General features: G+C 71.5%; 12 protein-coding genes. 3 read left to right on the top strand and 9 right to left on the bottom strand.

Going from position 1 to position 13108, the window contains the following annotated elements; all coding sequences use genetic code 11:
- Positions 1 to 6: 6 nt before the first annotated feature.
- Together V6U79_RS03685 and V6U79_RS03695 are read right to left on the bottom strand one after the other, a co-directional pair.
- Positions 7 to 414: a YciI family protein gene (locus V6U79_RS03685; protein WP_334523965.1), complete on the bottom strand. Its 408-nt coding sequence runs from the start codon at positions 412 to 414 to the stop codon at positions 7 to 9.
- Between the two features lie 560 nt (positions 415 to 974).
- Positions 975 to 1241, bottom strand: a complete 267-nt coding sequence (locus V6U79_RS03695; RefSeq protein ID WP_334523967.1) for a helix-turn-helix domain-containing protein — start codon at positions 1239 to 1241, stop codon at positions 975 to 977.
- Between the two features lie 75 nt (positions 1242 to 1316).
- On the opposite strand from V6U79_RS03695, the gene map reads away from it, so the two are divergent.
- Positions 1317 to 2135 carry a type I methionyl aminopeptidase gene (gene map, locus V6U79_RS03700; protein WP_334523970.1) on the top strand — a complete coding sequence of 273 codons (819 nt, stop codon included), beginning with the start codon at positions 1317 to 1319 and terminating at the stop codon, positions 2133 to 2135.
- A gap of 643 nt (positions 2136 to 2778) precedes the next feature.
- Here map and V6U79_RS03705 read toward each other — a convergent pair.
- From V6U79_RS03705 to V6U79_RS03725, 5 genes are all read right to left on the bottom strand, one after another.
- Positions 2779 to 2910 carry a hypothetical protein gene (locus tag V6U79_RS03705; RefSeq protein ID WP_334613477.1) on the bottom strand — a complete coding sequence of 44 codons (132 nt, stop codon included), beginning with the start codon at positions 2908 to 2910 and terminating at the stop codon, positions 2779 to 2781.
- Positions 2911 to 2976: 66 nt separating this feature from the next.
- Positions 2977 to 3267, bottom strand: a complete 291-nt coding sequence (locus V6U79_RS03710) for a hypothetical protein (protein WP_334613479.1) — start codon at positions 3265 to 3267, stop codon at positions 2977 to 2979.
- The gene (locus V6U79_RS03715) at positions 3267 to 3539 is read right to left on the bottom strand and encodes a hypothetical protein (protein WP_334523979.1); all 273 of its coding nucleotides are present in this window, start codon (positions 3537 to 3539) and stop codon (positions 3267 to 3269) included. The genes V6U79_RS03710 and V6U79_RS03715 overlap by 1 nt, the downstream gene beginning before the upstream one ends.
- 850 nt (positions 3540 to 4389) lie before the next feature.
- Positions 4390 to 4968, bottom strand: coding sequence for a DUF6518 family protein (locus V6U79_RS03720; protein ID WP_503629755.1), 579 nt, complete (start codon positions 4966 to 4968; stop codon positions 4390 to 4392).
- A 317-nt stretch (positions 4969 to 5285) separates the two neighbouring features.
- Complete coding sequence (locus tag V6U79_RS03725) at positions 5286 to 6266, bottom strand: trypsin-like serine peptidase (RefSeq protein WP_334523988.1); 981 nt, start codon at positions 6264 to 6266, stop codon at positions 5286 to 5288.
- 458 nt (positions 6267 to 6724) lie between these two features.
- Between V6U79_RS03725 and V6U79_RS03730 the strand changes: the two genes are divergently transcribed.
- Together V6U79_RS03730 and V6U79_RS03735 are read left to right on the top strand one after the other, a co-directional pair.
- Positions 6725 to 7663: a threonine/serine dehydratase gene (locus V6U79_RS03730; RefSeq protein WP_334613481.1), complete on the top strand. Its 939-nt coding sequence runs from the start codon at positions 6725 to 6727 to the stop codon at positions 7661 to 7663.
- A 155-nt stretch (positions 7664 to 7818) separates the two neighbouring features.
- Positions 7819 to 11217, top strand: a complete 3399-nt coding sequence (locus V6U79_RS03735) for a S8 family serine peptidase (protein WP_334613482.1) — start codon at positions 7819 to 7821, stop codon at positions 11215 to 11217.
- Between the two features lie 56 nt (positions 11218 to 11273).
- On the opposite strand, the gene V6U79_RS03740 is transcribed toward V6U79_RS03735, so the two are convergent.
- Both V6U79_RS03740 and V6U79_RS03745 read right to left on the bottom strand, forming a co-directional pair.
- Entirely contained in the window at positions 11274 to 12140 is an 867-nt protein-coding gene (locus V6U79_RS03740) for a M23 family metallopeptidase (RefSeq protein WP_334613483.1), read from the bottom strand.
- Positions 12141 to 12534: 394 nt separating this feature from the next.
- On the bottom strand, positions 12535 to 13071 hold the full coding sequence (locus V6U79_RS03745) for a hypothetical protein (protein WP_334613484.1): 537 nt from the start codon (positions 13069 to 13071) through the stop codon (positions 12535 to 12537).
- Positions 13072 to 13108 lie beyond the last annotated feature (37 nt).

The raw sequence follows: 13108 nt of genomic DNA on the forward strand, positions 1-13108 counted from the left end.
GAGAGATCACTCCGTGATGGTGGGCGGCGCGGTCAGGAACGGGCGCACCTCGAGCCACTCGTGGATCGGCTTCCCGCCCGCCCCAGGGGCGGCCGACAGCTCCCCGGCCAGCTCGATGGCGCGCTCGTAGCTGTCGACGTCGATCACCATCCAGCCGGCGATGAGGTCCTTGGTCTCGGCGAACGGGCCGTCGGTGACCGGCGGACGACCCTCGCCGTCGTACCGGACGAACGTCCCTTCGGGGGCGAGCGCCTGACCGTCGACGAACTCGCCGGTCCCCTCGAGCCGGGCCGCGAAGTCGTGCATGTACTGCACGTGCGCCGAGATCTCCTCCGGCGTCCACCGGTCCATGGGCACGTCGTTGACCGCAGCCGGGGCGCCGCGGTAGTGCTTGAGCAGCAGGTACTTGGCCATGGTGGTTCTCCTCGATGCTGGTGCGACCTGTGTCGGTTGCGTTCCTCCCGGGGACGGAGCCAGCCACAGGTTCTCGACATCGCCGTCCGAACATTTTGGATTTCTCTTTTGTGGATCAAGCTGGGGAGCCCTCTCGCGGTCTCCGAGGCTACGGCGCATTCATACCGTCGGTGTGCAACGGCGGTACTCCGGCCCCGCCAGAAACCCTGCCGCAGGCCACCGACGAGCCCGCAGGTCGTCACTGGCTGCTGATTCGCCGCAACCGCACCACCGGTGAGCCGGCGTTCCACCGCTGGTGGCCAACCGAACCATGCACCACACGGTCGCCGTCGCCGGGCGTCGTCGGAGCAGCGAAGAGTCGCTCCGCGCCATGAAGACCGGCCTCGGTCTCGACCAGCACCGCCGCTGGAAAGCCTGGCACCGGTGGACCACCCTGGTCATCGCCTGGTCCCTCTGCCGAGGTAGGCATCAAGCGGCCGCCGCGACCAGCCATGACACCCGGCAGGCCCGCACGGAACCCTGAAATGGATCTCCTGCTGGAGTACTGGGGCGGCTGGTCTCTAGGACGCCTGGCGGACGCGCATGTCGGCCAGCCAGACGTCGGCCAGGTCGCTGAGGGGGACGTCGAGGGCCTGGCTCAGGCAGACCACAGTGCCGAACGCCGGTGCGGGAAGGCGGCCCGCCTCGATCTTGCGCAGCGTCTCGGGGGAGATGCCGGCTGCCAGGGCCACCTCGACGAGGCTGCGGCCGGCCCGCGCGGCCCGGAGCGCGGCTCCGAGGCGCTGGCCCGCTGCGATCTGTTCGGCGGTGAGTGGTTGGCGAACCATGCCGGCAGGATATCCCACGGAGCCTCTCCGACCTGGCGTGGTATAAAAATACCGCATACGGAGAGGGAGGCTGTCGTGATCGAGCTCAAGTCCGCCGAGGAGATCGGCCGAATGGCGGTGACCGGCCAGTTCGTCGGCGAGCTGCTCGCCGAGCTGAGCGGTGTCGCCGCAGTCGGCGTCAACCTGATGGACCTCGAACACCACGCCCGCCGCCGGATCGCCGAACGCGGTGCCGAGTCCTGCTACTGGGACTATGCCCCTTCATTCGGCCGCGGCCCGTTCCGCAACGTGCTGTGCCTGTCGGTCAACGACGCGGTGCTGCACGGCCTGCCGCACGACTATGTCTTGCGGGACGGTGACCTGCTCAGCATCGACATGGCGGCCGCCATCGACGGCTGGGTCGCCGACGCCGCGCTCTCGGTCGTCGTCGGCGACCCCGACCCGGCCGACCTGAAGCTGATCGAGGCCACCGAGGTCGCACTGGAGGCCGGCATCACCGCCGCTCAGCCCGGCGGCCGCCTCGGCGACATCTCCGCCGCGATCGGCGAGGTCGCCCGCTCCTACGGCTACGGCGTCAACGCCGAGTTCGGCGGCCACGGCATCGGCCGCACCATGCACGAGGCCCCGCACGTGGCCAACAACGGCCGCGCCCGCCGCGGCATGAAACTCGAACCCGGCCTCACCATCGCCATCGAGCCCTGGTTCTGCCGCTCCACCGACAAAATCAAGTTCGACAACGACGGCTGGACGATCCGCTCCGCCGACGGCTCCCGCACCGCCCACTCCGAACACACCGTCGCCATCACGGCCTCCGGCCCCCAGGTCCTGACCCGCCGCCCCACTTACGGCGCCACCTCGGCCGACCCCGCCAGAAAACCCGCCACAGCCTCCTGACCCACTGCCCGTCTTGAGGCGTGACCCAGGGCGTTCCGGGGATGGGGCCTGCCGCAGCTTCCTGGGCAGCCACGTTCAACGACCTTGGCCCTGGGCACTACGACAACCGTGCGGGCACCCAACGCGCCATCCGGAACCACATCCGCGGCCTGAACGCCTCGGCTACCAGGTCACCCTCCGACCCGCCGCATAACCACGCCAGCAACCCCTATCCCGGCTCCGCTGCGCTACGCCGGGACGCTGCGGCGTACGGTCACCGTCATTTTCGGATCAGCGAGAAGGCGTGTCTCGATCGTGTCGATCAACTCGCCGAACAGCTCAGACCGTCACTCAACGTCCACTCTGTCGGCGGCAGCCACCGCCGCATCTCGGGTCCACACGACCTTCCGAGGCTCGGCGGCGGCCACGAACAAAACCGCACCGCCACAGCAGTTCACAACGAATCTCCCGCTGGAAGTACCAGCACAAGAAGTCGCTGTAGCGATGGGAAGGAGGCCTCCAACGGCCGGAATTGGGCCGGAGCGGGGCATATCGCAGGCGCCGGTCGGTCCGCGACGATCGGGGGACTCTGACTCCCGCCTGACGAGGCCCCGGCACCTCCTCGTCCGGGGCTTCGTTGTGGCTGTGGCACCAGAGGCCCGGTTCAGGCGGGGAATGACACCTGCCCCGTCGGGTACGCGACCATCGCCACGGTTGATCCGACGTGCTCGAGAAGGGAGCCCGCGATGAAGGGCACAATCGTGACGGGGTTGAAGAAGAGGGTGCGGTCGATCATGGTGCGCCGCCGTGCCAGGAATGAGCTGATCACCCAGCCGACCAAGGCGAGAAGGCCCGGCAGGCGCTACCAGTGAGAGCGTGGCGCGGTCAGCGGTAAGCAGCAGCGCAGGTCAGAAGGGGAGATCTGGCCGCCGGCGAGGCCGGCGTACAGGCCGGGCAGCCCGGTGAGGACGTTACAGCCGTGGTCGACGGCGGCGAGCAGCGTGTTGGCCGCGTCGAGCCGGCCCACGGTGTCGTAGACGACTGCGAGGGCCCGCCAGCTGACCGGGTCGACGGGTGAGCACCGGGCGGCAGGGCGGTTGACGAGCGGGTTGAGCCGATCGGTGTCGGCGCTCGATGCCTCGGCGAGGCACATCACCGGCAGCCCGAAGTGACAGTCCTCCTCGCGATCACCTCGCGACGTCGATGCTCGTTCGGGTGAAGGCGATGATCGCAGACGTGTCGAGGATGACCCGGATCGGGCGGTCGTTCAAGCGGAGCGCGGGGGATGCCGGTCTGGGCGCGCAGCTCGGCGTCCAGCTCCGGGGTCCACCGGTCGCGGGCCTCGTCGAGCTTGCGCCGGGCGCGGGCCTTGCCCTCCTCGTCGACGACGATGCCCGCGGCGGCGAGGGCCTCGACCGGCAGCAAATGACCGCCCCTGAGGCGCCAGATGCCGGTACCACCCCCGCATGTGACGTTAGGTGCGGCAGGTACGCCTGGGTGGCCTTCCCGACGGTGAGGATGGCGGTGTCGCGGGCCCAGCGCGCAGTAGGCCGAGCGTGGGCCACGACTGTCAGCCAGCGGCCCGTGGAGGTGCCACCGGCGACGGCGATCGCGTTGTACCAGGTGGGGCAGGAGTCCCGGCGGGCGCCTACGCGACCGAGGATCCGCAGCGTGATGATGGGCGCGTTGACGCCTACCGGTTGGTGAGCGAGCCGGCTTGGCGGCGATTGAACCGCTCCCGCGACTGCTCTGGCGCGAAGAGCATGCCGACGAACACTGCTTCCGCCGCTGGACGGACTCGGTGTGTGCGCGGCCGTGCTGAGCCTGGTGGCGGCGATGGTGGTGATCCGGGCGCGCGGGCGCACGGACTCCGACGCCGGCCCGGCTCGGGAACCCTTTCACCGAGATGGAGCCGACGCGGTGAGACCGGCGGCCGTCCTGTTCGACTTCTCGGCAACCCTTCTCAGGTACGGCGGCCGCAGAACGGCCGGTCGCGGTCGCGCCGCCCCCGGCCGCCAGGGCGGAGCGCAGCTGCGCGGGCTCGCACACGTCGGCCCGCACCACCCGCAGGAGGGGTTGCGCCGGGCCGGGCAGGTGACCGGCGCCCGCCTGGGCGACCAGGAACCGGCCGGTGCCTCCGGTGGCGCCGAACACCGTCAGCCGCACAGTTCGGCGGTCGGTGCGCCGACGAGGACGTCATCGCCGATGTGCTTCAGGAGACGATGCGTCGGCGTCGTGTGTCCGCCCGGCGCCCCCGGCTGCGGTGGGATCGGGGTCATCGGAAGCCGGCGGCCAGGAAAGCTCCGAAACCGGCCAGGGCCAAGGGGACGGCCGTGGCCATGGCCAGCAGCCGTTGGCGGTTCGTTCGGCTGGCCAGCACGACGACCAGGACGCCGAGCACGGCCCTGGTCGCGGCCAGCACCGGCGGTTCGGCACCGTAGTCCGGGTGCCCGGTCAGACGAACCAGGAGCATCGCCTCGGCGAACAGCACCGCACCCGGCAGCGCCACCCCGACGACCGGCCGCCATCCGTGCTCACGTGCCCAGGTGCCGGCGGTGCCGAAGACCAATCCGGCCAGGATGCCGAAGCACATCCACACGATTGACGTCGGGGCCCACAGCACCGACAGATCGTCGCCCTGGATGAGGGCCGCGGCGAGGTAGTAGCTGGGTACCGCGATGACCAGCGCGCCGACGGCGCCGACGGTCGACCACAACCAGCCCGACCGGACCCAGTACGCGAAGACAAAGGCGGCGAGTGCCCAGATCGCACTGGAGTTGCCCAGGTCGCCGAGCGGATACGGCACATACTTGATCCACACGAAGTCGATGGACCCCAGCAGAAGGCCGGCCAACGGTGCGGTTCGAGCGACTCGCTCAGGGCGGGATTGCATGAGGCGGCAGCATACTGCGTATGCATGACGCGGTGCTGCGCCGGGTCGGCGGCGGGTGCGGCAGACGGCCGCGCCGGTTGCGGTCCTCGGCGTCGAAGTAGTCGCCCCTGCGGGTGTTCCGCGGGGGGCGGACGCGTTCCGCAACGACCGGCCGGCGAATCCGATCAGCTGGACGCCGGCGCGCGAGGCGGCATCGACGACGTTCTGGTGGCGTTTTTCGGGAAATGGGAGAACGGGAAGCCCCGGCCATCGGCCGGGGCTTCCACCAGATAGATGGATTACGCCGGGGAGAGGCCTTCCGCGAAGTCGTAGAGGCTCTTGATGTCGTTGTCGAAGTATGGGCCGTCGAATTGTCCGTTGCCCGGGTTGTCACCGTGGCTCACGACGCTGTTGATGTATCCGAGGCCGTTCTGGTCGTTGTATTCCTGGAGCCACGGTCCGCCGCTGGAGCCGTAGGTCATGTTGCACCACATCCGGATCTGCTGGCCGCCGGCGTGCCAGGTGCCGCTCTGGCAGTACTGCTGGCTCTCCCCGCCGCCGAGGTTGGACGGGTAGCCCAGCGCGGTGACCAGGGGGACGTTGTAGCCCCAGTTCCAGCGCAGGCCGTTGCCGCCGACGGTGTCGACCACCTTCAGGCCGTAGCTACCGCCGTTGTGCATGATGGCGATGCCCATGTCCTCGTCATGGCTGCTGTTGTTGATCCAGGCGGTGCGGGCCGTGAGCTGGTAGGCCACGAACGTGCCGAACGGCCGGACCCCGCTGCGGTACCGCGGGACGAACTGCCAGTTGCCGTACCACTGCCCGCCGCGCCCCTGATGCACGCAGTGACCTGCGGTGACAACCAGTCGCCGCTTGCCGCTCGCCGTGGTGCTGGCCGAGCAGGAGGCGGTACCGCCGTTGGGCGTGGTGAAGTAGACCTTGCCGACGGTCTGCGACTCGGTGAGCAGGATGCTGACGTCATCACCGCTGGCGATGCGCGGTGCCACGGGCGCGACCGTGCCCGCCGGTCCGTCGGGCTTCCGGGCGCGGTTCGGCGACTCGGGCGGGCCGACGCGCTTCACGTCCAGGTCGACGGCCTTCGCCATGCGCTCGGGCGTCCAGAACGCGGCGACCTCCTTGGCGACGGCCGCGTTGGTGATCGCGCGGCCGTCATGGGTGCGGGCGACGGTGGTCGTGTTGCCGTTCCGATCGCTCGTCGACGGCTTCGCCTCGGCGGCCGGCGCGCCGGTCACGATCAGCGTGAGCGTCAGGCTGGCCATTGCGGACCATTGCAGGGCGGATTTCAAGAGGCTCTCCCTTGCTGCGGTGCTCCATTCGGACTACCGCATCGTATTGAGGAGCCACGATTGATCGGGATACCAATGCGATGACGGATCGCCGACATCGATCCGCCCCCCGATGGAAATGATGAACAGGGAGTCGGTTCACCGACAACGTCTTGATTCTCATGAATGCGCAAACTTCTGTCGGATGGCTGGTCGGCCGCAACTGCGACGGCGATGATGTGGCACGCGCGCCGGAGGCCGTGGCCGCCCGGGTGGGGCCGAACCTCGCCGTGGCGTGCGACACGGATCGGTCCGCCGAGGTGCCGCGCCTGGTAGAAATGCTCACCGCGCAGCACCCGCACCGGCGCCCCGAGGTGCCCGGGCGTGGTGGGGCGGACGCAGGCTCGACTGCCGCGTGCCCGACTGACGGCTGCCCTCCGGGAGGACCCTCGATGATCACTCGTGTCGACGTGGAGGTCGCCGCGCGGCGTACCGCCGGGCGCACCCGGCGCACGCCCGTGGTCACCGCCGGGCCCGACCTCGTGCCTCCGGAGACCGTCTTCAAGCTGGAGTTCCTCCAGCACACCGGTTCGTTCAAGGCGCGCGGCGCGTTCAACCGGATCCTGGCCGCCGCGGAACAGGGCCAGCTCGATCCGTCCGTCGGCGTCGTCGTGGCCTCCGGCGGCAACGCCGGTCTCGCGAACGCCTACGCCGCGGCGCAGCTCGGCGTCCCCGCGACGGTGTTCGTGCCGCAGGGCGCTCCGCCGGTCAAGGTCGACAGGCTGCGGGCGTACGGCGCGACGGTGGTGGCGCGGGGCAACGAGTACGCCGAGGCGTACCAGGCCGCCGTCGCGCACGCCTCGACGACGGGCGCGGTGTACTGCCACGCCTACGACCAGCCGGAGATCGCCGCCGGCGCGGGCACCCTCGGTCTGGAGCTGCGGGACCAGGTCGGCGGCGGGCTCGACACGGTCCTGGTGGCCGTCGGCGGGGGCGGCCTGATGGCGGGAGTCGCGGCGGCGCTGGAGGGCGAGGCCCGGGTGGTGGCGGTCGAACCGGCATCCGTTCCGACGCTGCACGCGGCGCTGTCGGCCGGCGCTCCGGTCGACGTCGGCGTCTCCGGTGTCGCCGCCGACTCCCTCGGCGCCCGCCGAGTGGGTGACATCGCCTTCGACGTGGCGGTGCGGACCGGCGTCCGGTCCGTCCTCGTGTCCGAGGAGGAGATCGTCGCCGCGCGGCACCGGCTCTGGCAGGACTGGCGCGTCGTCGTCGAACACGGGGCCGCCGTCGCTCTCGCCGCGCTGACCTCCGGGGCCTACGTGCCCGAACCGGGTGAACGGTTGGCCGTCGTGCTGTGCGGGGCGAACACCGGTCTGCACGATCTGCCGTAGGGACGCGCCGCGAGGCTCCATGCCGTCCTCGGTGACCTGGTTCTCAAGTCGGGTCGGGGCCATACGAGCCGGAATGTGTCGACGCCGAATGCAACCGGTGGATGAGGGCCGTGCGTCATCAGTAGAGAGCCCTCGGAATGGCGAAGGAGCCGCCGGTGACCAGGCAGAGATTTCGTGGCCTCCGATCGCTCGCCACGGTGGGCATCCTGTTCACCGCGCTCGCCGCGCACGCCGTGGGATCGAGTGAGGACAGCTTCGCCGCCGGCGGTTCGCCGCTCCTGCCAGCTGGGCAGACGTACGAGGTGACGCTGCTGACCGGCGATGTCGTCACCGTGCACACGCGCGCGTCCGGCTGTCCGATGGTCAGCGTGCGGCCGGCCGACCCGAGCGGCGTACTGCATCGTAGTTGCGGCGCGGACGGCCGGGTGCGAGTGGTGCCCGGCCGGGTGGCGCCGTTGCTCGGCGAGGTGCTCGACGAGTCACTGTTCGATGTCACCACGCTGATCAGCCAGGGGTACGACGACGCACGGACCGCCGAACTGCCGCTCATCGTGCGGCCCGCAGGCAGTCCGGCCGGCGCCACGCTCACCGGCGACCTGCGCGGTAAGCGGGCGCTGCCGAGCATCGGCGCGGTGGCCGGCCGGCAGCCGAAGGCCAAGGGGAAGAGCTTCACCAGGTCGCTGTCCGCGGGCGGCGCGGGCGCCGCGAAGGTCTGGCTGGATCATCGGGTACGGGCCACCGCCGCACCTGTGGAGAGCGAGCGGCTCGACGCCAACCTCCGGCAGGTGGCCGCGCCACAGGCGTGGGCGGCCGGGTACACCGGGCGGGGCGTCCGGGTCGCCGTGCTGGACACCGGTATCGACCCCACCCACCCGGATGTGCGTCGCCGGCTGGCCGAGCGCCGCGACTTCACGGTCGACAACGGTGACGGTGTCGACCGGCACGGGCACGGCACCCACGTGGCGGCCACCCTGGCCGGCTCGGGCGTCGCGTCGCGCGGCCAGCGCCGCGGCGTCGCCCCCGACGCGACGCTGCTGGCCTGCAAGGTCCTCGACGACCAGGGCTTCGGGTCCGACTCGCAGGTCATCGCCGGCATGGAGTGGGCGGCGCCCCGCGCGGACGTGGTGAACCTGAGTCTGGGCGGGTTCGAGCCCAGCGACGGCACGGACCCGCTGTCGCGGGCTCTTGACGCGTTGACCGAGGAACACGGCACGCTGTTCGTGGTCGCCGCCGGCAACGACGGACCCACCGACCGGGGTGTCACCGCGCCGGCGGCCGCCGCCAGCGCGCTGACGGTGGGGGCGGTCAACGACGATGACGAACTGGCCGACTTCTCCAGTCGCGGCCCGCTCGTCAACACGTTCGCGGCGAAGCCGGAGATCGTCGCGCCGGGGGTCGATGTCGTCGGCGCCCGCGCGGCGGGCACCTCGCTCGGCCAGGTAATCGACGCCTACTACACCGCCGCCTCCGGGACCTCGATGGCCGCTCCGCACGTCGCCGGCGCCGCCGCCCTGCTGGCCCAGCGGCAGCCGGGCTGGACCGCCCGGCAGCTCAAGGCCGGCCTGGTCGGCGCCGCGGATCCCCTCGCCGGCGCCGATCCGTACACGGTGGGCGCCGGACGGTTGCACGCGGCGCGACCGCTCGCCGGCCTGGTCGCCGACGCGGGCCTGGTCAACCTCGGCATCTTCGCCCACCCGCAGTCCGGCCGGGCCGAGACGAAACTGGCCTGGACCAACACGGGGACCCGGACGGCCGATGTGCGCCTGTCCGTGACCGCCGCCGACCGGCACGGCACCCCCGCCCCGTCCGGCGCGGTCACGCTCTCCGACGCGGCGCTCTCCCTCGATCCGGGCGGCACCGCCGCGGTGGTCCTGCGTGTCGACCGAGCCCGTTTCGCCGGCGCGCCCGGCCTGTGGGCGGCTGTGGTCACCGCCCGCACCGGCACCACCATCGTCCGCACACCGGTGGCGTTCCACGTCGAGCCGCGCAGCCACGACCTCACGCTCTCGCTGACCCCACTGCCGGGCACCGCGCCCGAGGTCAGCGTCTTCGCCTCCGGTCAGATCGTCAACCTGGACGACCCGGCCGCGTACGCGGTCCGCTTCTCGTTGAGCCGTGACGGGACGCTCCGGGTACGGGTGCCCGCCGGCCGCTACAGCGTCACCGGCGCGATCTTCGACGACGACTTCGAGACGGGCGTCAGCCGGATGGTGCTGGCCGGCGACGCCGATGTGCCCGTGACCGCGGACACCGAGGTGATCCTGGACGGTGCACAGGCCAGGCCGGTCACGATGACCGTCGACGGGGTGCCGACCGAAGCGGTCGCCGTCGGCGTCTCCTATGAGCAGCAGGCACGGCGCGGCCCGGGCTGGTCCGGCTTCGCGTACGCCTGGGGCGAGAGCGCCCGCCGGTGGAGCACGTACGCCACCCCGATGGCGCAGCCGCAGGTCGGCGAGTTCCGGGCGTACACCATGGCGGGGCTGCAGGCCCCCGGCGCGGGGCCGAGCCCGTACCTCTATGACGTGATCGTGCCGCACGAGCACGGCCTCCCGGCGGACCTGGCGCACCGGGTCACCGCCGCTGAACAGGCCACCATGGCCCGGATCGACCAGCGGTTCCACCGGCTCGACCGGCCCGACACGGTGACCAACCACAAGCGGTACGGGATCGCGCCCTCCGGACAGCTGATCGCCGAGACCGGCACGCTCGACCTGACCGGCGATCGAGTCGACCACGTCTCGTCCGGGTATTCCTGGATCGACGAGGCGTTCTACGACGGTGTCGTCACCCAGGAGGCGCCGCGGCGCTACACGCCGGGAAGCCGCCAGGAGAAGGTCTGGGTCCGCCAGCCGCTGCGACCCGACTGGTTCGACGACCCGGCGCCCAGCTACAGCGCCTGCGCCCCGGCGCCGGTCACCCGTACCGCGGGGAACCTGCACGTCCAACTGGTCGACCTGGCCGACGCGCACCAGCGGTTCGACTGCCTCGGCGATTTCGACGGCTGGCGGTGGGACACCAGCCGGCGGCTCACCCTGTACCGCGGCGACGCAAAGATCGGGGAGTATCCGGAGTCCTTCGGTGACTTCCCCGTCCCGGCCACGGCGGGCACCTACCGGCTCACCTATGAGCTGGACGCCAGCGCGGTGCTGCCCGTCTCCACCAGAGTGAGCACGGCCTGGACCTTCCGCTCGACCGGCCCCTCGGGCACCGGCCGCCTTCCGGTGCCGCTGCTGTCGGTCGACTACGCACTCCCGCTGACTGCGGCGAACCGTCCGGACGGCGAAATGGCGGCGTTCACCGTCCACCAGGCGCGCGGCACCGACCGGCAGGAGATCACCTCGTTCGCTCTGTGGACCTCGACGGACGATGGCGCCACCTGGAAGCCGGCGCAGGTGCGGCGCGATGGGACCGGCCGGTACACCGCACCGGTGCCGCAGCCGTCCGCCGGTGAGGCCGTCTCGCTGCGCGTCGCGGTCCGAGCCAGCGGCGGCAGTGGGTTCGAGCAGACCATCATCCGCGCCTACCTGGCCGGACAGGGCTCGGCAACCAGCTGATCATCGGCCATGAGCTGCGCGATCGTGTGGTTCGGCACCGGCCCGCCGGACTCCGGTCAGATCCACGGCAGCGGGTCGACCGGGCGGCCACCGAGCCGCACCTCGAAGTGCAGGTGGGGGCCGGTGGAGGCGCCGGTGGATCCGACCCGCCCGATCAGCTGTCCGGTCCTGACCTGCTGGCCGGGCGACACAAGGAGTCTGGACTGGTGGCCGTAGCAGGTGGAGAGCCGCTGCCCGTCTGCCCTGCCGTGGTCGATACAGGTGTAGTTGCCGTAGCCGCCGTACCAGCCGGCCCGGGTGACGCGTCCGCCTGCGGCTGCGAGGATCGGGGCGCCGGTGGGCGCGGCGAGGTCCACACCTGCGTGCAGTTGCCAACGGTGGTAGTACGGGTCGAAACGGGTGCCGAACCTGCTGGTGAGCCGGCCCGACAGCGGAGAGCTGAGCGGGCCTCCACGGTATGCGGCGGGCTTGCGGGACGGGCGGGCGGCGGCGGTCGTGAGGCGTGCGCGGCGGTTGATCTCCTGCCGGAGTCTCGTCTCCTCCTGCTGGCGGTGGGTGAGTTCGCCCTGGCCCGAGCTGATGGCGGCGGACAAGGCGGCGGCGCGGCCGGTGGCGGTGTCGACCACGTTCACCGAATCGGCTGCGGCGAGGGCCGCGGCTGAGTCCGGATCGGAGGTCGGGGCCGCGCCGGTGGTCAGGGCGGTCAGCAGTTGCAGCACGGGATCCGGTTCGCGCTGCACCCTGGTCAGGTCGGCGCGGGTGCGGGCGAGGATGTTGTGCAGATACTGGATCCGGTGCTGGACATCGGTGAGCGCGGCGACCTGACGCGCCTGTGGCGTGACGGCGGGGTCCGTCGGCGGTTGGGGATACAGGTCGGCGCCGGGGTCGGCGTCGATGATGGCCGCGGCTGATCCCGGGCTCACGATCGGACTGCCGCTGTCGGGGCGGGTCGGCCCGACCTGCGGTGGTGTGCCGTTGGCCGGTGGCGTTTCCTTGGGCGGTGTCGGCCGTCCGGTCGGGGGAGCAGTCGTCGGGGCCGTTGGGGGCTTGACGGTCGGCGGCTTCAGCGGGGGCGGCGTGACCGATGGCGGCTTCACCGGGGGCAGCGACAATGACACCGACGGGGTGGGCAGGGGTGGCAGGGGCAGTGGTCCCCGGGCCACGCTCTGCGCGGCGGCAGCATCGACGCCGGCGTCCAGGCACAGGGACGTCAGCATCAGTGTCGCTGTCGCGGCCACGGCCGCGAACCTCGCGTTCCTACATCCTCGTCGCGTCATGCCGGACTCCTGCCGCCTACTTTGCCGCCGATCCCGCTTGCTATATCGGTTTCCGGTGCCCGGTCGTAACAGCCGGCGGGTGGGACACTGGTTGGGCGCGACGACGCCGCAGCCGCCGACGCGCCAGCAGCGTGCCTGCCGCGATCGCGCCTGCCACGACAGCGACCGGGACGACAGACACCCCCGTCCACCGACTGGGCGACTGCGCCCTCGGCGCGGCAGCATACGACTCCTGCTGCCGCTGATCGTCCGGCGTCGCCGGCGATCCTGGCAGCAGATAGGCGTTGCTGGTGACCCCGGTCGCACCGGGCCGCGCCGAGGTGACGCTGACCCGGTTGCGGACCAGCGTGCCGGCCGGCGTACCCGAGCGGACTGTGCCGGTGATCGTGATTCGGGGGGCGGGCGAGCCGGCGCCCAGGCGCAGATCACCCAGGTCGCAGACCACGCTACGGGCGGACACGGCGCAGCGCCCCGGTTCGGCGCGGGCGGTGACGCCGTCCAGGTCGACCGTGGTGGTGAAGGTGACCCGCGCGGCGGTGACGGCGCCCGGACCGGCGATCGTGACGGTGTGGGTCACTCGCTGCCCGGGCAGCGCGGCGAACGGTGTCGAGGTC

The sequence above is a fragment of the Micromonospora psammae genome, assembly GCF_036902725.1.
In the GTDB taxonomy this organism is placed as follows: domain Bacteria; phylum Actinomycetota; class Actinomycetes; order Mycobacteriales; family Micromonosporaceae; genus Micromonospora.

Bases quoted from the DNA above. Each gene is read 5' to 3' on its own strand.
- V6U79_RS03685 (WP_334523965.1), bottom strand. From the start codon at position 414: ATGGCCAAGTACCTGCTGCTCAAGCACTACCGCGGCGCCCCGGCTGCG.
- V6U79_RS03730 (WP_334613481.1), top strand. From the start codon at position 6,725: ATGATCACTCGTGTCGACGTGGAGGTCGCCGCGCGGCGTACCGCCGGG.
- V6U79_RS03710 (WP_334613479.1), bottom strand. From the start codon at position 3,267: ATGTGCCTCGCCGAGGCATCGAGCGCCGACACCGATCGGCTCAACCCG.
- V6U79_RS03705 (WP_334613477.1), bottom strand. From the start codon at position 2,910: ATGATCGACCGCACCCTCTTCTTCAACCCCGTCACGATTGTGCCCTTC.
- V6U79_RS03695 (WP_334523967.1), bottom strand. From the start codon at position 1,241: ATGGTTCGCCAACCACTCACCGCCGAACAGATCGCAGCGGGCCAGCGC.
- V6U79_RS03725 (WP_334523988.1), bottom strand. From the start codon at position 6,266: ATGGCCAGCCTGACGCTCACGCTGATCGTGACCGGCGCGCCGGCCGCC.